This window comes from Streptomyces sp. LUP30, from assembly GCF_001746365.1.
Classification (GTDB): domain Bacteria; phylum Actinomycetota; class Actinomycetes; order Streptomycetales; family Streptomycetaceae; genus Streptomyces.
In genome coordinates, this window is record NZ_MJAJ01000039.1 from 1 (window position 1) to 20,540 (window position 20,540).

The 20,540-nt window shown below is 73.4% G+C and carries 19 protein-coding genes; 8 read left to right on the forward strand and 11 right to left on the reverse strand.

Annotated features, from left to right (window positions below; genetic code table 11):
- The first annotated feature begins 507 nt into the window (after window positions 1–507).
- Complete coding sequence (locus BG482_RS27140; protein ID WP_069771782.1) at window positions 508–1,710, forward strand: amino acid deaminase/aldolase; 1,203 nt, start codon at window positions 508–510, stop codon at window positions 1,708–1,710.
- Between the two features lie 13 nt (window positions 1,711–1,723).
- Here the strand turns inward: BG482_RS27140 and BG482_RS27145 are convergent, their stop codons facing one another.
- The 3 genes from BG482_RS27145 to BG482_RS27155 are packed head-to-tail and all read right to left on the reverse strand — an operon-like array spanning window position 1,724 to window position 5,303.
- On the reverse strand, window positions 1,724–2,506 hold the full coding sequence (locus BG482_RS27145) for a 3-oxoacyl-ACP reductase (protein WP_069771783.1): 783 nt from the start codon (window positions 2,504–2,506) through the stop codon (window positions 1,724–1,726).
- Window positions 2,503–3,921, reverse strand: coding sequence for an aldehyde dehydrogenase (locus BG482_RS27150; protein ID WP_069771784.1), 1,419 nt, complete (start codon window positions 3,919–3,921; stop codon window positions 2,503–2,505). Before BG482_RS27150 ends, BG482_RS27145 begins: the two co-directional genes overlap by 4 nt.
- Window positions 3,922–3,932: 11 nt before the next feature.
- A complete protein-coding gene (locus BG482_RS27155; protein ID WP_069771785.1) occupies window positions 3,933–5,303 on the reverse strand; it encodes a glutamine synthetase family protein in 1,371 nt (456 codons plus the stop codon).
- A gap of 107 nt (window positions 5,304–5,410) precedes the next feature.
- Here BG482_RS27155 and BG482_RS27160 point away from each other — a divergent pair, with 107 nt between their 5' ends.
- Together BG482_RS27160 and BG482_RS27165 are read left to right on the forward strand one after the other, a co-directional pair.
- The gene (locus BG482_RS27160; RefSeq protein ID WP_069771786.1) at window positions 5,411–6,145 is read left to right on the forward strand and encodes a FadR/GntR family transcriptional regulator; all 735 of its coding nucleotides are present in this window, start codon (window positions 5,411–5,413) and stop codon (window positions 6,143–6,145) included.
- A 64-nt stretch (window positions 6,146–6,209) separates the two neighbouring features.
- Window positions 6,210–6,968, forward strand: coding sequence for a gamma-glutamyl-gamma-aminobutyrate hydrolase family protein (locus BG482_RS27165; protein WP_069771787.1), 759 nt, complete (start codon window positions 6,210–6,212; stop codon window positions 6,966–6,968).
- Window positions 6,969–6,990: 22 nt separating this feature from the next.
- Here the strand turns inward: BG482_RS27165 and BG482_RS27170 are convergent, their stop codons facing one another.
- The gene (locus tag BG482_RS27170; protein ID WP_069771788.1) at window positions 6,991–7,917 is read right to left on the reverse strand and encodes a LysR family transcriptional regulator; all 927 of its coding nucleotides are present in this window, start codon (window positions 7,915–7,917) and stop codon (window positions 6,991–6,993) included.
- Window positions 7,918–7,987: 70 nt separating this feature from the next.
- On the opposite strand from BG482_RS27170, the gene BG482_RS27175 reads away from it, so the two are divergent.
- Window positions 7,988–9,172 carry a TDT family transporter gene (locus BG482_RS27175; protein WP_069771789.1) on the forward strand — a complete coding sequence of 395 codons (1,185 nt, stop codon included), beginning with the start codon at window positions 7,988–7,990 and terminating at the stop codon, window positions 9,170–9,172.
- Here BG482_RS27175 and BG482_RS27180 read toward each other — a convergent pair.
- Together BG482_RS27180 and BG482_RS27185 are read right to left on the reverse strand one after the other, a co-directional pair.
- Window positions 9,084–9,803, reverse strand: a complete 720-nt coding sequence (locus BG482_RS27180) for a helical backbone metal receptor (protein ID WP_069771790.1) — start codon at window positions 9,801–9,803, stop codon at window positions 9,084–9,086. The two genes, BG482_RS27175 and BG482_RS27180, sit on opposite strands and share 89 nt — an antisense overlap.
- Window positions 9,803–10,393: a helix-turn-helix domain-containing protein gene (locus tag BG482_RS27185; RefSeq protein WP_069771791.1), complete on the reverse strand. Its 591-nt coding sequence runs from the start codon at window positions 10,391–10,393 to the stop codon at window positions 9,803–9,805. The genes BG482_RS27180 and BG482_RS27185 overlap by 1 nt, the downstream gene beginning before the upstream one ends.
- A gap of 568 nt (window positions 10,394–10,961) precedes the next feature.
- Here BG482_RS27185 and BG482_RS27190 point away from each other — a divergent pair.
- Window positions 10,962–11,891, forward strand: coding sequence for a 5'-3' exonuclease (locus tag BG482_RS27190; protein WP_256096486.1), 930 nt, complete (start codon window positions 10,962–10,964; stop codon window positions 11,889–11,891).
- Between the two features lie 68 nt (window positions 11,892–11,959).
- A complete protein-coding gene (locus BG482_RS27195; RefSeq protein WP_069771792.1) occupies window positions 11,960–12,817 on the forward strand; it encodes a siderophore-interacting protein in 858 nt (285 codons plus the stop codon).
- 117 nt (window positions 12,818–12,934) lie between these two features.
- Here BG482_RS27195 and BG482_RS27200 read toward each other — a convergent pair whose 3' ends face one another.
- The 3 genes from BG482_RS27200 to BG482_RS27210 form a co-directional block, all read right to left on the reverse strand.
- Complete coding sequence (locus BG482_RS27200) at window positions 12,935–13,711, reverse strand: ABC transporter permease (protein WP_069771793.1); 777 nt, start codon at window positions 13,709–13,711, stop codon at window positions 12,935–12,937.
- Complete coding sequence (locus tag BG482_RS27205) at window positions 13,708–14,724, reverse strand: ATP-binding cassette domain-containing protein (protein WP_069771849.1); 1,017 nt, start codon at window positions 14,722–14,724, stop codon at window positions 13,708–13,710. Before BG482_RS27205 ends, BG482_RS27200 begins: the two co-directional genes overlap by 4 nt.
- 169 nt (window positions 14,725–14,893) lie before the next feature.
- Complete coding sequence (locus BG482_RS27210) at window positions 14,894–15,517, reverse strand: PadR family transcriptional regulator (protein ID WP_256096483.1); 624 nt, start codon at window positions 15,515–15,517, stop codon at window positions 14,894–14,896.
- Between the two features lie 218 nt (window positions 15,518–15,735).
- On the opposite strand from BG482_RS27210, the gene BG482_RS27215 reads away from it, so the two are divergent.
- Entirely contained in the window at window positions 15,736–17,292 is a 1,557-nt protein-coding gene (locus tag BG482_RS27215) for an amino acid permease (protein WP_069771794.1), read from the forward strand.
- A 33-nt stretch (window positions 17,293–17,325) separates the two neighbouring features.
- Here BG482_RS27215 and BG482_RS27220 read toward each other — a convergent pair whose 3' ends face one another.
- Window positions 17,326–17,907: a GNAT family N-acetyltransferase gene (locus tag BG482_RS27220; RefSeq protein ID WP_069771795.1), complete on the reverse strand. Its 582-nt coding sequence runs from the start codon at window positions 17,905–17,907 to the stop codon at window positions 17,326–17,328.
- A gap of 67 nt (window positions 17,908–17,974) precedes the next feature.
- On the opposite strand from BG482_RS27220, the gene BG482_RS27225 reads away from it, so the two are divergent.
- The gene (locus BG482_RS27225; RefSeq protein WP_069771851.1) at window positions 17,975–18,964 is read left to right on the forward strand and encodes a pseudouridine synthase; all 990 of its coding nucleotides are present in this window, start codon (window positions 17,975–17,977) and stop codon (window positions 18,962–18,964) included.
- On the opposite strand, the gene BG482_RS27230 is transcribed toward BG482_RS27225, so the two are convergent.
- On the reverse strand, window positions 18,958–20,466 hold the full coding sequence (locus tag BG482_RS27230; RefSeq protein ID WP_069771796.1) for a cytochrome P450: 1,509 nt from the start codon (window positions 20,464–20,466) through the stop codon (window positions 18,958–18,960). The genes BG482_RS27225 and BG482_RS27230 overlap by 7 nt on opposite strands.
- Window positions 20,467–20,540: the final 74 nt, after the last annotated feature.

Below are 20,540 nucleotides of genomic sequence, written 5' to 3' on the forward strand. Positions count from 1 at the left end.
CGGACGTGGAACGCGGCTCGGGATCCCGCGCCGATCGGCCGCCGGTCGCGGGGCGGGCCGTCCCGGCGCCTTCGGCGGCGGCCGGTCCCGTCGGGTCCGTCGGGGCGCCGTCCGGCGTCGGGGGCCGGGACGGACGGGGCGGAGCCGTCGGGCGCGGGGGCACGCCGGGCTGGGGAGGCACGTCGGGTCGCGGGGGGACCGAGGCGCGGCGTGCTTCCGTGCTCATGCGCCCCCCGTTTCTTCGTCCCCGGGCCGTCGTTCTGGTACGCGGGCCGTCGTTCTCGTCGCCCGGCGGCCCGGGCGGACGCGGCGGTCCGTTCCGGGCAGCCATACCCGCACGGGCGGAGCGGCATCCCGACGCGGGCGTCCGGTCGGAGCCGTCCCTGCGTGCGTGCGCGTCACTCTACGGCTTGTCGCCCGGCAAACGGGAACCCGTCCCTGCCGCCGGGGGCTTCTGCCCGGAACGTCCCCCTACCCTGCGGTAATCCTGTCTGGCAGGCTGCGTGCATGACTGCGCGCGCCGCCGACCGGGCCCGTTACGACCGGGCCACCGCCCATCTCGACGCTCCCCTCGCCCTCGTGGACCTGGAAGCCTTCGACGCCAATGCCGACGATCTGGTGCGCCGTGCCGGGGGCAAGCCGATCCGCGTCGCCAGCAAGTCGGTGCGCTGCCGAACGCTGCTGGAGCGCGTCCTGGCCAGGGACGGCTTCGCCGGGATCATGTCGTTCACCCTCGCCGAGTCCCTGTGGCTGGCCCGCTCGGGATTCGAGGACATCCTCCTCGCCTACCCGTCGGCCGACCGCAGCGGCTTCGCGGAGCTCGCCGCCGACCCCAAGCTCGCGGCCGCCGTCACCGTCATGGTCGACGACGTCGCCCAGCTGGACCTGATCGACGCGGCGCGCGGCGAGGGCGCCGAAGTGGTCCGCGTCTGCCTGGAGCTGGACACCTCGCTCAAGTTGCTCGGCGGCCGGCTGCGGGTCGGCGCCCTGCGCTCCCCGCTGCACTCCCCCGCCCAAGTGGCGGACGTGGCGCGGGCGGTGTCCCGGCGGCCCGGTTTCCGGCTCGTGGGGATCATGGCGTACGAGGGACACATCGCCGGTGTGGGGGACGCCGTCGCGGGGCGGCCCTTCCGCTCCCGGGCCGTCCGGCTGATGCAGGCCGCCGCCCGGCGCGAGCTCGCCGAACGGCGCGCCGCGGTGGTGCGCGCGGTGCGGGCCGTCGTCCCGGACCTGGAGTTCGTCAACGGCGGCGGCACGGGCAGTGTGCAGCACACGGCAGCCGAGGACGCGGTCACGGAGATCGCGGCCGGTTCGGGGCTGTACGTGCCGCGTCTGTTCGACAACTACACGTCGTTCAGCGGGCGTCCGGCCGCGCTGTTCGCCCAGCCCGTCGTGCGGCGGCCCGGGGTGGGGATCGTGACCGTCCTCGGCGGCGGGTATCCCGCCTCCGGCGCGGCCGGGCCCGACCGGCTGCCCGTGCCGTATCTGCCCGAGGGGCTGCGGTACGACCCCCAGGAGGGCCCCGGCGAGGTGCAGACCCCGCTCATCGGCTCCCCCGCCGACGATCTGCTGATCGGCGACAAGGTGTGGTTCCGGCACGCGAAGGCCGGTGAGCTGTGCGAGCGGTTCGACGAACTGCACCTCGTCGAGGGGGACTCGGTGACGGCGACCGTGCCGACCTACCGGGGCGAGGGACGCACGTTCCTGTGATCCGGAGCGCGCTCTACAGCGGCGTCACGTAGGCGCCCGAGATCCCGCCGTCCACCAGGAAGTCGGTGGCGTTGACGAAGGAGGAGTCGTCGCTGGCCAGGAAGGCGACGGCGGCGGCGATCTCCTCGGCCTCGGCGAACCGGCCCACCGGGATGTGGACCAGGCGGCGGGCGGCCCGCTCCGGGTCCTTGGCGAACAGCTCCTGCAGCAGCGGGGTGTTGACCGGGCCGGGGCACAGGGCGTTGACCCGGATGCCCTCCCGGGCGAACTGCACGCCGAGTTCACGGGACATGGCCAGCACACCGCCCTTGGACGCCGTGTACGAGATCTGCGAGGTGGCGGCGCCCATCCTCGCCACGAACGACGCCGTGTTGATGATCGAGCCCCGGCCCTGGCGCCGCATGTAGGGGATGGCGGCCTTGCAGCACAGGTAGACGGAGGTCAGGTTGACCTCCTGGACCCGCTTCCAGGCCTCCAGGCCGGTCTCCAGGATGGAGTCGTCGTCGGGCGGCGAGATCCCGGCGTTGTTGAACGCGATGTCGACGCTGCCGTAGGTGTCGTGAGCGGTCCTGAAGAGTGCCTCGACCTGCTCGGGGTCGGTGACGTCGACCTTCACGAAGAGGCCGCCGACGTCTTCGGCGGCGGCCTTGCCGCGGGTCTCGTCGACGTCGCCGCAGACCACGTGCGCCCCCTCGGCGGCGAGCCGGCGGGCGGTGGCGAGGCCGATGCCGCTGCCGGCTCCGGTGACGACGGCGGTCCGGCCCACGAGCCGGCGGCAGACGATCTCTCTGGTCACTGTGCGGGGCCCTCCGTGCTGATGAAGACGTTCTTGGTCTCGGTGAAGGCGGTCAGGGCGTCCGGACCCAGCTCACGGCCGACGCCGGACTGTTTGTAACCGCCGAAGGGGGTCCAGTAGCGGACGCTGGAGTGGGAGTTGACGGACAGGTTCCCGGCGCGCACGGCCTGCGAGACGCGCAGGGCGCGGCCCACGTCCCGGGTCCAGATGGAACCGGAGAGGCCGTAGGGGGTGTCGTTGGCGAGCCGGATCGCGTCCGCCTCGTCCGTGAAGGGGAGCAGGACGGCCACCGGCCCGAAGATCTCCTCGCGGGCGGCGGCCGAGTCGGGCGCGGCGCCGGTGAGGACGGTCGGCGGGAACCAGAAGCCGGGGCCCTCGGGCGCTCCGCCGCGCAGCGCCTCGGCGTCGTCGGGGACGAACGACCGTACGCGGTCCACCTGCTGACGGGAGATCAGCGGGCCCATCTGCGTGCCTTCGTCGGCCGGGTCGCCGACCACGACGGCGGCCAGTTCGCGCGCGAGGTGGTCGGCGACCTCGTCGTACACCGACTCCTGGACGAGGATGCGGGTGCGGGCGCAGCAGTCCTGGCCGGAGTTGTCGAGGAACGAGAACGGGTCGACGGCCCGCTTCAGGTCGGCGTCCGCGAAGACGACGTTGGGGCTCTTGCCGCCGAGTTCGAGGGTGACGGGCTTGACCTGGCCGGCGCAGCGCTCCATGACCTCGCGCCCGGTGCGGGTGGAACCGGTGAACACGATCTTCGCGACGCCGGGGTGGTCGACGAGCGCCCGTCCGGCGACCGCGCCGTGGCCGGGCAGCACCTGGAAGAGGTGCTCGGGCAGGCCTGCCTCCAGGGCCAGTTCGGCCAGGCGCAGGGCGGTGAGCGGGGTCGTCTCGGCGGGCTTGAGGACGACGGCGTTGCCGGCGGCGAGGGCCGGGAAGGAGCCCCAGGCGGCGATCGGCATGGGAAAGTTCCAGGGGGCGATCACGCCGACCACGCCGAGGGGCTCGTGGAAGGTGACGTTCCAGCCGCCGGGGGCGGGGATCTGCCGGCCCAGGAGCCGCTCCACGCCGCCGGCCGCGTAGAGCAGCAGGTCGCGGGCGTTGCCGGCCTCCCAGCGGGCGTTGCCGAGCAGATGACCGGCCTCGCGGACCTCCAGCAGCGCCAGTTCCTCGACGTGGGCGTCGACGACGTCGGCGAAGCGGCGCAGCAGCCGGGCCCGGTCGGCTGGGGCGGCGGCTGCCCAGGCGGTCTGGGCGGCGCGCGCACGGGTGACCGCGCGGTCGACGTCGGCCGCGTCGGCGGCGGGGACCGTGGCGATGACCTCCTCGGTGGCCGGGTCGAGGACGGTCAGCTCGTGCGGGAACGGCTCGGGCGGGCGCTGCTCGCCGGAGGACGGCGCGTGCGGGTGGGACACGGCAGGACCTTTCACAGGCGTTCGAAGGAGCGGCGCAGCTCCCAGTCGGTGACCGCGGCGTCGAAGGCGGCCAGCTCGACGCGGGCCATGTTGCGGTAGTGCGCGACGACCTCCTCGCCGAAGGCGGCTCGCGCGATCGGGCTGCCCTCCCAGAGCTCGGCGGCCTCGCGCAAGGTGGTGGGCACATGCGCGTAGTCGGCGGTGTAGGCGTTGCCGGCGCAGGCTTCGGGCAGCTCCAGTTTCTGTTCGACGCCGTGGAGGCCCGCGGCGATCAGCGCGGCCACCGCGAGGTGCGGGTTGACGTCGCCGCCGGGCAGCCGGTTCTCGAAGCGCATGGAGCGGCCGTGGCCGACGACCCGCAGCGCGCAGGTGCGGTTGTCGTGCCCCCAGGCGACGGCGGTCGGGGCGAAGGAGCCGGGCTGGAACCGCTTGTAGGAGTTGATGTTGGGGGCGTACAGCAGGGAGAAGTCGCGCAGGGCGGCGAGCTGTCCGGCGAGGAAGTGGCGCATGAGCCCGGACATGTGGTCCGGGTCCTGGTCCGTGCCGGCCATGACGTTCGTGCCGTCGGCGTCGGTGAGCGAGAGGTGGATGTGGCAGGAGTTGCCCTCGCGCTCGTTGAACTTGGCCATGAAGGTCAGCGAGACGCCCTCTTGCGCGGCGATCTCCTTGGCGCCGGTCTTGTAGATCGCGTGCTGGTCGCAGGTGACGAGGGCTTCGTCGTAGCGGAAGGCGATCTCGTGCTGCCCGGGGTTGCACTCGCCCTTGGCGGACTCGACGGTGAGTCCGGCGCCCGCCATCTCGTTGCGGATACGGCGCAGCAGCGGCTCCACCCGGCCGGTGCCGAGCACCGAGTAGTCGACGTTGTACTGGTTGACGGGGGTGAGGCCCCGGTAGTTCGCGTCCCAGGCGGCCTCGTAGCTGTCCTTGAAGACGATGAACTCCAGCTCGGTGCCGACCTGCGCGGTGAGGCCGTGCTCGGCCAGCCGCTCCAGCTGGCGGCGCAGGATCTGGCGCGGGGCGGCGGTCACGGGCGATCCGTCGTGCCAGGCCAGGTCGGCGATCAGCATCGCCGTTCCGGCGTTCCAGGGCACGCGCCGCAGGGTGGAGAGGTCGGGACGCATGGCGAAGTCGCCGTAGCCGCTCTCCCAGGAGGACATGGCGTACCCGTCGACGGTGTTCATCTCCGTGTCGACGGCGAGGAGGTAGTTGCAGCCCTCGGTGCCGTGCCGGAGGACCTCGTCGAGGAAGAATCCGGCGGCGAACCGCTTGCCCTGGAGCCGCCCTTGCATGTCGGGGAAGGCGAGGACGACAGTGTCGATCTCACCGCCCGCGACGAGGGCGTGCAGTTCCTCGACGGCGAGCGGGGGTGTGCGGTCTGCCACGGGAGGGCCTCCTCAGGCTTCCTGGCTTCCGTCGCCTTCTGCGGGACGGCGGTCGATGGCCATAAGGTATTGCGGAGAACCATTGCTTGGGAAGGGGGCGCGGCCTGATGGCGGTGAGCGCTGACGGCGGACCGGACGACCGGCTGACCCCGGTGCTGCGGCCGGTGCGGGCCGGGAACGGCTTCGAGGAGGCGCTGGAGCAGATCCTGCAGGTGGTCCGGCTGGGGCTGGTGCCGGGGGGTGGCCGGCTGCCGGCCGAGCGGGAGCTGGCGGAGCGGCTCGGCATCAGCCGGGTGACGCTGCGCGAGGTCCTCAAGGTGCTCCAGGACCAGGGGCTGGTCGAGTCCCGCCGGGGCCGGTACGGCGGGACGTTCGTGCTGCCGCGCACGGACGGCGGCGGCGAGGACGAGCTGCGGCGGCGCGTCGCGGAGACCGACGTCGAGGACGTGCTGCGCTTCCGGGAGGTGCTGGAGGTGGGCGCGGCGGGTCTGTGCGCCGCGCACGGGCTGTCGGACGAGCGGGCGGGGCGGCTGCGCGCGGCCCTGGCCGGCACGGCGGACGCCCCGCTGGCCGACTACCGCCGCCGGGACACGCTGCTCCACCTGACCCTGGCCGAGCTGTGCGGCTCCCCCTCGCTGACGGCGCAGTACGCGGCGGTGCGGGCCACGGTGAACGACCTGCTGGACTGCATACCGCTCCTCGTGCGCAACCTGGAGCACTCCCAGCGCCAGCACGCGGCGCTGGTGGAGGCGGTGCTGGACGGCGACGCGGACGGCGCGCGGGAGATGATGCGGGAGCACTGCGCCGGGACGGCGGCCCTGCTCAGGGGCTTCCTCACCTGAGGGGCGCGCACGCAGGGACCGTACAATGGTATGAAGGCGGTCCATTGAACGGCCGGAGGGGCACATGACGACTACGGCGGAGGCGACGGCGACCGGGACCGACGCGGCGGGCCCAAGGCCGCTGATCGGCGTCAGCACCTATCTGGAGTCGGGTGCGCGCTGGGGCGTGTGGGAGCTGGACGCGGCGCTGCTGCCCGCCGGATACCCGCGGCTCGTGCAGCGGGCCGGCGGACTGGCCGCGATGCTTCCGCCGGACGCGCCCGGACACGCGGCGGCGACCGTGGCCCGCCTCGACGCACTGGTGATCGCGGGCGGCCCCGACGTCGAACCCGGCCGCTACGGCGCGGAGCCGGATCCCCGCACCGGGCCGCCTGCGCGGGAGCGCGACGCCTGGGAGCTGGCCCTGATCGAGGCGGCGCTGGCGGCCGGCCTGCCGCTGCTCGGCATCTGCCGCGGCATGCAGCTCCTGAACGTCGCTCTCGGCGGCACCCTGACGCAGCACCTCGACGGGCACGTCGAGGCGGTGGGCGTCGTGGGCCGCCACCCGGTCGAGCCGGTCCCGGGCACGCTGTACGCCCGGGTGGTGGCGGAGGAGACCTCCGTGCCGACCTATCACCATCAGGCGGTGGACCGCCTGGGCGCGGGGCTGATCGCGGCGGCGCACGCGGCGGACGGCACCGTGGAGGCCGTCGAGCTGCCGTCCGCCGCCTGGGTGCTGGGGGTGCAGTGGCATCCGGAGATGGGCGAGGACGTCCGCGTGATGCGCGCCCTGGTCACCGCCGCCTCCCGCCCCGGGGCCCGGACCACAGGCCCCGCTCAGTGACGGACGCCGGGCGCGGGGCCGGTCAGCCTCGGGTCAGGGTGAGGAGTTCCCGCGCCGGGCCTGTCGGGCGGTGCCCGGTGGGCCACACCGCGCGCAGGTCCCGGGTCAGCGACACCCCGTCCACCGGAATCCCCACCAGCCGCCGCAGTGCCAGCTCCTCGCCCACCGCGAGTTCGCTCAGCACCGCCGGTCCGGCCCCGCTCACCGCCGCCGCCTTCACCGCCGTCGTCGAGGAGAGTTCGATCAGCGGGCGCGCCAGGCCCCCCAGGGCCGTGTCGAGCACCTGACGGGTCCCCGAGCCCTCCTCCCGCAGGATCAGCGGCGTCGAGGCCAGCTCGGAGGCGTCCAGCGGCCGTCGGCGGCGGGCCCACGGGTGGCCGGGCGCGACGACGACGAGGAGGCGGTCGTGCGCTATCACGGCGGAGTCCAGGCCGGCCGGCACCGTGAGCCCCTCCACGAAGCCGAGGTCCGCCTCCCCCGTGAGCAACCGTTCGGCGACGGCCGCGGAGTTGCCCGCGAGCAGCGACACCGCCGTGTCCGGCCGCCCCGCGCGCAGCGCGAGCAGCCAGCCCGGCAGCAGGTACTCGGCGATCGTCATGCTGGCCGCCACCCGCAGGCGCGAGTCCCGCCGGTCCCGCAGCGCCTGCGCCCCCGCGTCGAAGGCCCGCGCCGCCTCGACGACCCGCCCCGCCCAGTCCGTCACCAGCGCGCCCGCGTCGGTCAGCCGGGAACCGCGCGGCGAACGGTCCACCAGGGCCACGCCCAACTGGCGTTCCATGGAACGGATCCGGCTGCTCGCGGCGGGCTGGGTGATGCCGAGCTCCCGCGCGGCCGCGCCCAGGCTGCCCAGCCGGGCCACCGCCAGCAGCAGCTCCAGCGCGCCCAGGTCCGGGACCCGGTGCGCGATCGAGCCGCCGCCGTCGCGTCGGTCTTCCTCCACACTCCCCATAAGCCCAGCTTATGCCCCCATAGAGACATCCTCCCTGGTCGCGGCCGCACCAGCGGGCGACCGTGGAGGCATGGTCACCGCCGCCCAGCCCCTGTCCGCGCTCGCCCGCCCGCGCGCCGCCGCCGTCCGTCACCTCGGACCGAACTGGTACGCCACGGTGATGGGCACCGCGATCGTCGCGACCGCGGGCGTCGCGCTGCCGGTCCGGGTGCCGGGGCTGCGGCCGCTGTGCGCCGCGTTCTGGGCGCTCTCCCTCGTCCTCCTGACGGCATTGCTCGCCGCCCGCGCCCTGCACTGGCGACACCATCGCGACCAGGCCCGCGCGCACCTCCTCGACCCGGCGACGGCCCCGTTCTACGGCTGTCTCGCGATGGCGCTGCTCGCCGTCGGGGGCGGCGCGCTCGCCGTGGGCCGGGACTGGATCGGCGTCGACGCCGCGGTCGCCCTCGACGCCGTGCTGTTCACGGCCGGCACGGTGATCGCCCTCACGGCCGCCGTCGTCGTGCCGTACCTGATGGCCGTGCGTCACCGCGTGGCGGCCTCGCAGGCCACGCCGGTGTGGCTGCTGCCGCTCGTCGCGCCGATGGTGTCCGCCGCGCTCGGCCCGCTGCTGGTGCCGTATCTGCCGGCCGGACAGCCACGGCAGACGCTGCTGTTCGCGTGCTTCGCGCTGTTCGGACTGAGCCTGCTGGCCACGTTCGTCATGCTGCCGCTGGTGTTCGGACGGCTGGTGACCGGCGGACCGCTGCCCCTCGCGCTCACGCCGACCCTGTTCCTCGTGCTGGGGCCGCTCGGCCAGTCCACGACCGCCGCCGGGAAGTTCGCCGAGGTCGCTGCGGGCGTGGCGCCGGGGGCGGACGGCCGCCCTCTCGGTGGGCCGGGTGGTCTCGGTGGTCTCGCCGTGCTCTACGGGGTGCCCGTCATGGGCTTCGCGCTGCTGTGGCTGTGTCTGGCCACCGCGCACGTGGCGCGGGCCCGCCGGCACGGCATGGGCTTCGCGATGACGTGGTGGGCGTTCACCTTCCCGGTCGGCACCTGTGTGACCGGGTCGGCCGCGCTGGCCCGGCACACCGGGCTGGTCGTCTTCGACGTGCTCGCCTGCGCGCTGTACCTCGTGCTGGTCGTGGCCTGGGGCGTCGTCGCCCGGCACACCGTGCGCGGACTGCTCAGCGGTGCGCTGCTCGCAGCGCCTCGCCCAGCGCCTTCGGGGCCTCGGCGAGCGACGGGCCGTACCACGTCAGGTGCCGTCCGCTGACCAGCGCGCAGGGCACTGCGGGGAAGGCCTCGGGGCCGTCGTCGGCGGTGAAGCGGTAGGGCTCGTCCGGCAGCACGACGAGGTCCGGCGCGGCCGCCCGCAGCTCCTCGACGGGGATGCGCGGATAACGCTCGGGGTGACCGGCGTGGAGATGGTCGACGCCCAGGCGGGCCAGCACGTCACCGGCGAAGGTGTCCCTGCCCAGCACCATCCAGGGACGGCGCCAGATCGGCACGACGGCGGTCCTGCGGCCGGCGAGAGGCGGCGGCGCCGCCCAGGCCTCCTCGGCCCGCGCCAGCCAGTCCGGTCGGGAGGGTCCCCCGCAGGCGTCGAGGACCCGCGCCAGCTCCCGGAAGGCCTGCGGGACGTCCCGGACCTCCGTCACCAGGACCCGCAGTCCGGCCGCCCGCAGAGCATTCAGGTCCGGTTCCCGGTTCTCCTCCTCGTTGGCGATCACCAGATCGGGGGCGAGGGCGACGATCCGCTCCACGGCGGGATTCTTGGTTCCGCCGATCCGGGTGACGTCCAGGTCCGCCGGGTGGCTGCACCAGTCGGTGGCCCCGACCAGGACGCCGGGGACGGTGGCGGCCACGGCCTCGGTGAGCGACGGCACCAGGGAGACGACCCGCACTACCGCTTCCGCCCCCGGTCCCGTACCGCCTCGATGTGCTCGGCCACCGCGACGACGACCACGCGGGTGTCGGCCACGGTCGCCCGCCAGCGATGGCGGACGCCGCCGGTGAGGTACAGGGTGTCGCCGCGGCCGAGCCGGTAGGCGCGGCCCTCCGCCTCGATCTCCACCGCGCCGTCGGCGACGTACAGCAACTGGTCGTTGCGGTACTGGAATTCCCGCCCGGCGTCGTGGTCGCCGGTGAACTCGGAGGCGTGCATCTGGTGGTGCCCGCGCACCAGTGAGCGGGAGCGGGGCCCGGCGTCGGGCGCCCGGCCCTGGAACTGTTCGGCGACCTCGGCGCGCACGACGTCCACGCTGCAGGCCGGGTCGGCGGCGGCGAGGAGCTCGACGGCGGTGGTGCGCAGCGCGTCGGCCACCTTCTCCAGGGAGCTCGTGCTGGGCCGCGCGCGGTCGTTCTCGATCTGGCTCAGGAAGGGCACCGACAGGCCGCTGCGCTCGGCCACGACGGCGAGGGTGAGCTCCAGGGAGCGGCGCCGGCGGCGCACGGCCGCGCCCACCCGCAGGGGCTGTTCTTTGTGGTCGCCCATCGCTCCGGCTCCCTCCTTCGCTCGTCGGCACCGTGTGCCCGGTGTGCTCGCGGACACGTCTGGTGAGTTCTCTGCACCCTATGCAGGTTCGGCAAACCGTTTCACGTGCCCGCCACATCGAGGACACGCGGGGTGACGCGCGACCTCACAGTTCACGCCAGTCGACCGGAGCCCGAGGGCGGCGGGTGAGGGGCCGCCCTCCCGTTGTCCGGTTCAATGCGCGGGCGGCCCTGAGTGTTCCCGCTCGTCCCCGGCGTCACCGGCGGTCCGGCTCGGGGATGAGTGTAGCTCTGCGTGGTTGGCCGAATTCCTCCCCTCTGCTCCCAGGGCGGAAGGGCTCCGGGCTGCCGGCGCGAAACGTGCCGAGAGGGCGGGAGGGGGCGCGGGAACGGCGCGAGGGGTGCGCCCCGGCGCTGGCCGCGAGGCCATGCGCCGGTGCCCGTCCCTCGTCGCTCGATCTCGGCGAGCAGCGAGCAGCGAGCAGCGAGCAGCGAGCAGCGAGGCGTGGAGCCGTCGACGACGGTGCAGGCGCCGTCGAGGCCCTGCTCACCCATGACCGTGCGGCATGATGCGTGGCGTGACCGGACGACTGATGCTTCTCGACACCGCCTCGCTCTACTTCCGCGCCTACTTCGGCGTCCCCGACTCCGTGAGGGCGCCGGACGGCACGCCGGTGAACGCCGTGCGCGGTCTGCTGGAATTCATCGACCGGCTGGTGAAGGACCACCGGCCGGACGAGCTGGTCGCCTGCATGGACGCGGACTGGCGGCCCCAGTGGCGGGTCGACCTGATCCCCTCCTACAAGGCGCACCGCGTCGCCGAGGAGCGCGAGAGCGGGCCGGACGAGGAGGAGGTGCCGGACACGCTCTCGCCGCAGGTGCCGATCATCGAGGCGGTCCTGGACGCGCTCGGCATCGCGCGCGTGGGGGTGCCCGGCTACGAGGCGGACGACGTGATCGGCACGTTCACCGGCATCGCGAAGGGCCCGGTGGACATCGTCACCGGCGACCGCGATCTCTACCAGCTGGTGGACGACGCGCGCGGGGTGCGCGTGCTGTACCCCCTGAAGGGCGTCGGCACGCTGCAGCTGACGGACGAGGCGTGGCTGCGCGAGAAGTACGGCGTCGACGGGCGCGGGTACGCCGATCTGGCGCTGCTGCGCGGCGACCCGAGCGACGGCCTGCCGGGCGTGCCGGGCATCGGGGAGAAAACCGCGGCCAAGCTGCTGGCCGAGTTCGGCGATCTGGCCGGGATCATGGCGGCGGTCGACGACCCGACGGCGAAGCTGACCCCGTCGCAGCGCAGGCGGCTGGACGAGTCCCGGCCGTATGTGTCCGTGGCGCCGAAGGTGGTCAAGGTCGCCGACGACGTGCCTCTGCCGCAGGTGACCACCGCGCTGCCCCGTGCTCCGAGGGACGCGGCGGCACTGGAAGCACTCGCGCAGCGCTGGGGGCTCGGCGGGTCGTTGCAGCGACTGCTGACGACCCTGGCGGTCTGAGAGGGGGGCGTCCCAGGGAAGCGATGCTAACTTAGGTTAACCTAAGTGCATCGACATGGGAGGCCGACATGGCAGAACGTCCGGCACGGAAGCCGCGCAAGCCTCACTCCGCGCAGGTCGTCCGCACCGAACGGCTCACCCCGCACATGCAGCGCGTCGTGCTCGGCGGTGAGGGCCTGGCGGAGTTCACCGCCGGGACGTGCACCGATCACTACGTGAAACTGCTCTTCGGTCCCGAGGGGGTGAACTACCCGGAGCCGTTCGACTTGGAGCGGATCCGGGCCGAGTTCCCCCGCGAGCAGTGGCCGGTGACGCGGACGTACACCGTGCGCCGCTGGGACGCCGAAAACCGCGAGCTGACCCTGGACTTCGTGATCCACGGCGACGAGGGCCTCGCCGGGCCGTGGGCGACGCGCGTGCAGCCGGGCGAGACGGTCCGCTTCAACGGCCCCGGCGGCGCCTACACGCCCGACACGGCCGCCGACTGGCATCTGCTGGCCGGCGACGAGAGCGCCCTGCCCGCCATCGCCACCGCCCTGGAGTCGCTCCCCGCCGGCGCCGTCGCCCACGCCTTCGTCGAGGTGGCGGGTCCCGAGGAGGAGCAGAAGATCGACTCCGACGTGGAGGTCGTCTGGCTGCACCGCGGCGAACGGCCGGTCGGCGAGCGGCTCGTCGAGGCCGTACGGGCGCTCCGCTTCCCCGAGGGCCGCGTGCACGCGTTCGTGCACGGCGAGGCGGCCTGCGTGAAGGAGCTGCGCAAACTGCTGCGCGTCGAGCTGCAGATCCCGCGCGAGGACCTGTCGATCTCCGGATACTGGCGGCTCGGCCACAACGAGGACGGCTGGCAGGCCTCCAAGCGGGAGTGGAACGCCCGCGTGGAGCAGGAGCAGGAGCAGGAGCCCGGGGGCGGGACGCCGACCGCGTGACCTCGGCGGCGGGCGGCCCGCACCCAGGGAGCGGGCCGCCCGCCGACTCGCGCCGGAGGGGCGTCAGGGTGCGCCGGCCGCCCTCGCCGACCGCCGGCGCAGCCCGAACCGCCGCAACTACACCGACCGTTGGTAGGACCGGAACGTCCGTATGGACAGCCACACGGCCGCCGTCGCGAGCGCGAGCAGCGCCCCGCCGCGGACGAGCACCGAGCCCCAGTCCGGGTCCGCGGACAGGGCCGAGCGTCCGGCTGTCATCGCCCAGTCCAGCGGGTTGAAGCGGGCCACGTGCCGCATCCAGCCGGGCATGCGCTCAGGCGCCATGAACGCACTGGAGAGGAAGGTCAGCGGCAGCAGCAGGAACGTGTTGACGCCGATGATCGACTCCCGTTCCCGCACGAGCATGCCCAGGGCGTTGGACAGCGCCCCGAAGACCGTGCCGAGCAGCACCGACGCGACGACCAGGACGGCGACGCCCTCGATCCCGCCCGGGTAGTCCGCCCCGCCCGCCAGCCCGAGCAGCACGATGACGACCGACTGCAGGGCGGTGACGATGCCGTTGTGCACGACGTTGCCGTTCATCAGCGCGGCCCGGCTGGCCGGAGTGGTGAGGAAGCGGTCGAGGGTGCCGCGCTGGATCTCCTCCAACGTGCCCATGCCCGCCCAGAGGTTGGAGGCGAGCGCGCTCATCACCACCACTCCCGGCACCAGATAGTCCAGATAGGAGCCGGCGCCGAAACCGCCGAGCTCGACGACGCTCTTGAAGAGGCTGCCGAAGAGGAACAGCCAGATCACCGGCTGGATCAAGGTGATCACGGCGTAGGCGGGCTGACGGGCGGACACCATCAGCTGACGTTGCGTCATATACCAGGTCTGGACGATCGCGGTGCTCATCGCGCACCCCCGGCGAGCGCGAGGGCCTCGGTGGTCCCGCTTCCGGCCTCGGCGTAGCGTCGGCCCGCGTACCGGAGGTAGACGTCGTCGAGGGAGGGCCTGGCGACGGTCGCGGTGGCGACGGCGACCCCGGACCGCTCCAGCGCGCCGAGCAGGGCCGGCATCGCGGCCGCCCCGTCCTGGGCGCGCACACTGACCCGCGGCCCGTCGAACATCACCTCGGACACGCCCGGCAACGCGCTCAGGGCGCCTTCCAGGAGCACCCGGCCGGTGTCGCCCGGCGCGGTGCGCAGCTCCAGGTGCACGGCGTCGCCGCGGAGTTCGCCCTTGAGGGAGTCGGGCGTGCCGGTGACGACGACACGGCCCCGGTCCACGATGGCGACCCGCTGGGCGAGCCGGTCGGCCTCCTCCAGATAGTGCGTGGTGAGCAGGATCGTCAGCCCTTCCTCGTCGGCCAGCCGGCCGATCTCGTCCCACATCGCACCGCGGACCTGCGGGTCCAGGCCGGTGGTGGGCTCGTCGAGGAAGAGCACCTCGGGCCGGTGCACCAGGCCGAGCGCCACGTCGAGCCGGCGCCGCATGCCGCCGGAGTAGCTCTTGACCTGGCGACGGGCGGCCTCGGTGAGCGCGAAGCGTTCGAGCAGTTCGTCCACCCGGCGGTCCAGGACGGCGCCCTTCACGCCGTAGAGCCTGCCCTGGAGGCGGAGGTTGTCCCGGCCGGTGGCGACCGGATCGGCGCCGGAGTTCTGCGCGACCACGCCGATCACCCGGCGCACCCGGTCCGGATGGCGCAGCACATCGTGTCCGGCGACGGTGGCGGAGCCGGAGTCGGGGCGGGCCAGGGTGGTGAGGATCTTGACCGCGGTGGACTTTCCGGCGCCGTTGGGGCCGAGCAGCCCGAAGACGGAGCCGCTCTCCACGGTGATGTCGAGGCCGTTCAGGGCGGTGACCTGACCGGGGTAGGTCTTGACGAGCTGACGCGCCTGCACTGCGGGCGCACGAGTCTTGCTCATGGCGATGCTGCTCTCTGTGTGAGCGGACATGACTGCCGATCCGCCGCAAGAGCACCGGGCTATCCTGGGTGTGCCGCACCTCGATCGCCTGGAACTGCCTCACGGCGGGTTCGGTTCGGGGTTCGAGACCCCGGCGGGACTGCTGCGAACAGTCCTGCCGGGGCCCTTCTCAGCTGCTGACTTCCTGCGGTGACTCCCCTGCCTCGTGGAACCGCCGCCACTCCCGCACTCCGGGCAGCGAACCGTTCCTGACCTCGTCGAGGAAGCCGCCGACCCACTGGGCCTGCGCCTCGACCATGTGCAGCTGGTACTCCGTCTCGACGAGGAAGAGCCTCGGCACCGTCTCGTAGGCCTTCTGGAGCACGCCCCGGCCGCCGGCCAGCTGGAGTTCCAGCGCCGTCAGCCTCGACTCCAGCAGGCGCACCACCTCGTCCGGCGGCAGCGCAGCCATCAGCGAGAGGGCGGTCTCGAAGATCGGGTACTCCTTGGCCGGGACGGCGAGCAGGTCGGACAGCCACTCGGCCATCTCCTCGCGCCCGGCGTCGGTGAGCCCGTAGACCGTGCGCTCGGGCCGGTTTCCCTGCCGCTCCACACCGGTCACCTCCACGAAGCCGTGCTTCTCCAGGTTCTGCACGACCGTGTAGAGCGAGCCGTAGTTCGTCTTCGTGCTCGTGTCCTTGCCCTGGCTGCGCAGGGTCTGGGCGATCTCGTACGGATGCATCGGCTTCTGCCACAGCGTCGTCATCACGGCGAGCGCCAACGGGTTGCCGAGTTTGCGGCGCTTCCTCGCCACGGACGATCACCTCGCTTCCGAATATCCGTAGCCGAACATATCGCGACCTTCACCTCTGGACAAGAGACGCGACATAACGCGATCGAGTGACCTTTCGGGAACGTGAGGACTTGGGCCCGCCCCGGACACGGCGGCGTGACGCGGACGAAACAGCGCGTCCCTAATTTCTGTCGCCCGACAGGAATTACCGTCCCCACTGGGCCAAGGCAGGTTCCGCCGTGACGACAACGACACCCACCGACGTACGCCCCGACCCGCCGCACTCCCCCGACGCCGGCGACGGCTCCCTCGCCGAGTTCGGCTACCGCCAGGAACTGCACCGCAGCCTGGGCCGGTACGCCTCGTTCGCCGCCGGGTTCTCCTTCATCTCCGTCCTGACGACCGTCTTCCAGTTCTTCGCCTTCGGGTACGCCTTCGGCGGCCCGGTCTTCTTCTGGGCCTGGCCGGCGGTTCTCGCCGGCCAGCTGCTGGTCGCCGCGTGCTTCGCGGAACTGGCCGCGCGCTACCCGATCTCCGGCGCCATCTACCAGTGGTCGTCGCGGCTGTCGACGCCCTCGTTCGGCTGGTTCGCGGGCTGGATCATGGTGATCGGGCAGATCGTCGTCGTCGCCGCGGCCGCGCTGGCCCTGCAGATGGTGCTGCCGGCCATCTGGTCCGGCTTCCAGCTGATCGGCTCCGACCCGGCCCCCACCTCCCCGGACGGCGCGGCCAACGCGGCCCTGCTCGGGGTGCTCCTGCTGGTGCTGACGACGCTCGTGAACATCCTGGACAACCGCGTGATGTCCATGATCAACCGGATCGGCGTGACCGCCGAGATCATCGGCGCGGTGCTCATCGTCGTCCTCCTGCTCACCCACTCCGAGCGCACCCCCGGCATCACCTTCCACACCGAAGGGGCGGCTGGCGGCGGCCTGTTCGGGGCGCTGCTCGTGGGCTCGTTCACGGCTGCCTACGTGATGATCGGCTTCGACAGCGCGGGCGAGATGAGCGAGGAGACGCACCACCCGAGGCGCACCGCGCCCCGCACGATCCTCACGGCCCTCGGCGCGGCCGGCCTGCTCGGCGGGCTGATCGTGCTGGGCGGCCTGCTGGCCGCGCCCAGCCTGACGGACGGACGGCTCGGGGTCGACGGACTCAGCTACGTCCTCACCAGCAGCCTCGGCGACGGGGTCGGCAAGGCACTGCTGGCGGACGTGGTCGTGGCGATCGCGGTGGCGACGCTGGCCATCCAGACCGCGGCCTGCAGGATGCTGTTCTCCATGGCCCGCGACGGTCAGCTCCCGTTCTCCGCCCGCCTCGCCCGCGTCAACGGCCGCACCGGCATGCCGAGCGCCCCCGCACTGGTCGTCGGCGCCCTCGCCGCCGCCCTGCTGCTGCTGAACTTCGCCTCGCCGGACGCTTTCCTGGCCATCGGCACCACCTGCATCGTGATGCTGTACCTGGCGTACGCGATGGTCACCGGCCCGCTGCTGCTGCGCCGGCTGCGCGGCGGGTTCCCCTCGGGCGGCACGGACGAGACGGGCGCCCGCCTGTTCTCCCTGGGCCGCTGGGGCGTTCCGGTCAACGCCCTCGCGCTCCTGTACGGCCTGCTGATGACGGTCAATCTGGCCTGGCCGCGTGCGGCGGTGTACGACCCGGCGGGCGGCCACTGGTACTTCCAGTGGTTCACCGTGCTGTTCCTCGGTGCGACGGTCGCCGTCGGCGTGGCCTACCGGGCCTGGCGCAGGCGGTCGGCGGAGCCCGCCGGGGCCGTGCCGGAGGCGGCTGCGGCGTGAGGCCCGCACGCGCGCGTGCGGGGAGCGGTCCGCTCAGTCGCCCTGCACGCGCGCGTGGACGTGCATGTCGTGCCAGCCGTCCGGGTGCAGGCAGGCGCTGCGCCTGGTGCCCTCCAGGGTGAAACCGGCCTTGCCGGCGACCCGGCAGGAGGCCTCGTTGGCGGTGGCGTGATGCAGTTCGAGCCGGTGGAAGCCGATCTCGTCGAGGGCCCAGCGCGTCAGGGCGGTGGTGGCCCGGGGGGCTACTCCCCGGCCGCGGGCCGTCCTGGTGGTCCAGTACGCGACCTCCGCGACGCCCTCGTCGAGCAGGATGCTGCGCAGCGCCACCCGGCCCAGCAGTTCGTCGGTGTCCGAGTCGACGACGGCCCACTGGGCGGTGCGCTCCTCCTCCCAGGCCGCGCGCCATTCCCTGATCCAGCCGGTCACCTCTTCCTCGGAGTCGGCGGCGCGGATGTGCCACTGGTGCATCGCCGGGTCCTGGAAGGCGGCGTGCACGGCGGGGGCGTCCTCGGGCCGCCAGGGACGCAGGAGGAGCCCGTCGCCGGTGGGGAGCACGGGTTGCGGGGCGCCCGAGAGGGTCCGGGCGGGCAGGACGGGGCCGACTGTGTAGGGCATGAACCGCATCCTGCCGACGGCACGCGAGGAGTCAACCGACTTTTCCGTCGCCGTACGCTTGACCCCGATGAGACGTCGTACGCCGCCCCCGCCCTCTCCGCTGCCGCAACGCGACGGGATCGACCCGGTGCGGGTGCGGCTGCCGGGCGAGGGCTCCTGGGCCACCGTCCGGGAGTACCTGGTGGAGCGGCTCGGCGCGGCGCGTGCCGGGGTCGTGGACGCCATGCTGGAGGCCGGGCACATCGTCGGCGCCGACGGGCGGGCGGTGAGGGCGGACACGGCCTGTGCGCCGGGGACGTTCGTCTGGTACCACCGCGAACCGCCGCCCGAGACGCCCGTGCCGTTCCCGCTGGAGATCGTGTACCGCGACGAGCACCTGGTCGTCGCCGACAAGCCGCACTTCCTCGCCACCACCCCGCGCGGCGGTCATGTCGTCGAGACCGCGCTGGCCCGGCTGCGGCGGGAGCTGGGCGTCCCCGCGCTGGGCGCCGCGCACCGGCTCGACCGGCTCACCGCCGGTCTGGTCCTGTTCGTCGTGCGCCCGGAGGAGCGCGGCGCGTACCAGACGCTGTTCCGCGACCGCCGGGTGCGCAAGGTGTACGAGGCCATCGCGCCGTACGATCCCGGGCTCGCGCTGCCCCGGACGGTGCGCAGCCGGATCGTCAAGGAGCGGGGCGTCCTGGCCGCCTACGAGGTGGCGGGCGAGCCGAACGCGGTGAGCCGCGTCGAGCTCGTCGAGCACGGGGCGCGGGGGCTCGGCCGGTACCGGCTGCTGCCCGCCACCGGCCAGACCCATCAGTTGCGCGTCCATATGAGCGCGCTCGGCGTGCCGATCCTCGGCGATCCGCTGTACCCGGAGGTGGCCGACCCCGTGCCGGCCGGCGACTTCCGGCGCCCGCTGCAACTGCTGGCGCGGGAGCTGGAGTTCACCGATCCGGTCACCGGGCGGCGGCACCTGCTGCGCAGCGGGCGCGCCCTGGACGCCTGGGCGTCGTACGACCGTTGGGCCGCCGCCCCGCAGCCGCGGGACGACCGGCCGCCGGACGCGGTTCAGTAACCGCGCCACCAGGCGAGGAAGCGCCGCCAGGCGTTCGGCCGGCGGGCCGGGCCCGTGGGCTGCGGGGTGGCCGGCGCGGACTGCGGCGCGGGCGCGGGCGTCTGCGCCGGGGCGGCCGCCGGCTCGCGGACGGGCGCCGGGGCGGGCTGCGGCGCCGTGCCCACCGGCGGCGTCAGGCGCTGCGGCGGGATCGGGGCGTGGCTCGGCTTGTGCTTGACGTCCTGCTGTTCCTTGGGTTCGAAGCGCACCGGCAGCGCCACCAGGTGCCGCGAGGCGATCGACATCGTCCACCGCAACTCGTCCTCGGCGCAGTCGAGTTGCACGTCGGGCAGCCGCATCAGCAGCGCGTCGACACCGACGTCGGCGATCGCCCGTCCGATGTCCTGGCCGGGGCACTCGTGCGGACCGCTGCCGAAGGCGAGGTGGGAGCGGTTGCCCTGCATGTGGGCGGACAGGTCGGGGCGCACCCGGGGGTCCACGTTGCCGGGCGCGGGCGCGAAGAAGAGGCCGTCGCCGCGGCGGATGCGCTGGCCCCCCAACTCCGTGTCCTGCTTGGCGAAGTAGCCGAAGATGGTGCTGAAGGGGGGCTCGTCCCACAGGGACTGCTCGACCGCCTCCGCCACCGTCATCTGGCCACCGTTGAGCCGGGCGAGGAAGCGCGGGTCGGTGAGGACCATGCGCAGCGCGTTGGAGAGCAGGTTGACGGTGGCCTCGTACGCGGCGAAGAGCACCAGGCGCAGATGTTCCCTGACCTCGTCGTCGGTGAGTCCCGCCGGGTGGGTGACGAGGTGGCTGGTGAAGTCCTCCTCGGGCTTGGCGCGGCGGCGGGCGGTGAGCCGGGCGAGGGCCCCGACGACGTACTCATGGCTGGAGACGGCGGTCTCGCTGCCCTTGAGGGCGTCGCGGGCGGCGTGCACCATCTTGTCGTTGTACTCGTCGGGCATGCCGAGGACGTGGCACATCACGGCCATCGGGAGGTGCTCGGCGAAGTCGCCGACGAGGTCGGCCCGGCCCTGCTCGCAGAAGCGGTTGACCAGGCGCTGACTTGAGCGGTTGATGTAGCGGCGCACACTGCGGTCGTCGATGGTCGCCATGGCCGCCGTGACCGCGCCCCGCAGCCGCTTGTGCTCGTCGCCCTCGGCGTGGGCGCAGATGGGCTGCCAGGCGATGTGCGGCATCAGCGGGTGGTCGGGCCGGACCCTGCCCTGCAGCAGCTGCGACCAGATGCGGCTGTCCTTCGTGAACTGCGAGGGCGTGCGCACCATGCGCAGGTTCTCGGCGTGTCCGAGGACCATCCACATCGGCAGGTCGTCGTGGAGCAGGACCGGCGCCACGGGGCCGTGTTCCTCGCGCAGCCGCTCGTACAGTTCGTTCAGGTCCTCCGCGCCGGGGCCGTACAGGCGGGCCAGTCCGCCGGGGCCCCGCACGTGCGCGGGGCAGCCGGGCGGCGGGTCCAGGGCGAGGTCGCGCGGGCCGGTCGGGGTGGGGTGTTCGGGAGTCACAGGGGGTCGCTCCGCAACTGTGCTGAATCCGGCGTCGTGCCGGATCCGGTGTCGGTGGATGGTGGTGCCGTGCG

Bases quoted from the DNA above. Each gene is read 5' to 3' on its own strand.
- BG482_RS27195 (WP_069771792.1), top strand. From the start codon at position 11,960: ATGGCAGAACGTCCGGCACGGAAGCCGCGCAAGCCTCACTCCGCGCAG.
- BG482_RS27205 (WP_069771849.1), bottom strand. From the start codon at position 14,724: ATGAGCAAGACTCGTGCGCCCGCAGTGCAGGCGCGTCAGCTCGTCAAG.
- BG482_RS27140 (WP_069771782.1), top strand. From the start codon at position 508: ATGACTGCGCGCGCCGCCGACCGGGCCCGTTACGACCGGGCCACCGCC.
- BG482_RS27160 (WP_069771786.1), top strand. From the start codon at position 5,411: ATGGCGGTGAGCGCTGACGGCGGACCGGACGACCGGCTGACCCCGGTG.
- BG482_RS27165 (WP_069771787.1), top strand. From the start codon at position 6,210: ATGACGACTACGGCGGAGGCGACGGCGACCGGGACCGACGCGGCGGGC.
- BG482_RS27200 (WP_069771793.1), bottom strand. From the start codon at position 13,711: ATGAGCACCGCGATCGTCCAGACCTGGTATATGACGCAACGTCAGCTG.
- BG482_RS27220 (WP_069771795.1), bottom strand. From the start codon at position 17,907: ATGCCCTACACAGTCGGCCCCGTCCTGCCCGCCCGGACCCTCTCGGGC.
- BG482_RS27225 (WP_069771851.1), top strand. From the start codon at position 17,975: ATGAGACGTCGTACGCCGCCCCCGCCCTCTCCGCTGCCGCAACGCGAC.
- BG482_RS27190 (WP_256096486.1), top strand. From the start codon at position 10,962: ATGCGTGGCGTGACCGGACGACTGATGCTTCTCGACACCGCCTCGCTC.
- BG482_RS27170 (WP_069771788.1), bottom strand. From the start codon at position 7,917: ATGGGGAGTGTGGAGGAAGACCGACGCGACGGCGGCGGCTCGATCGCG.
- BG482_RS27185 (WP_069771791.1), bottom strand. From the start codon at position 10,393: ATGGGCGACCACAAAGAACAGCCCCTGCGGGTGGGCGCGGCCGTGCGC.
- BG482_RS27175 (WP_069771789.1), top strand. From the start codon at position 7,988: ATGGTCACCGCCGCCCAGCCCCTGTCCGCGCTCGCCCGCCCGCGCGCC.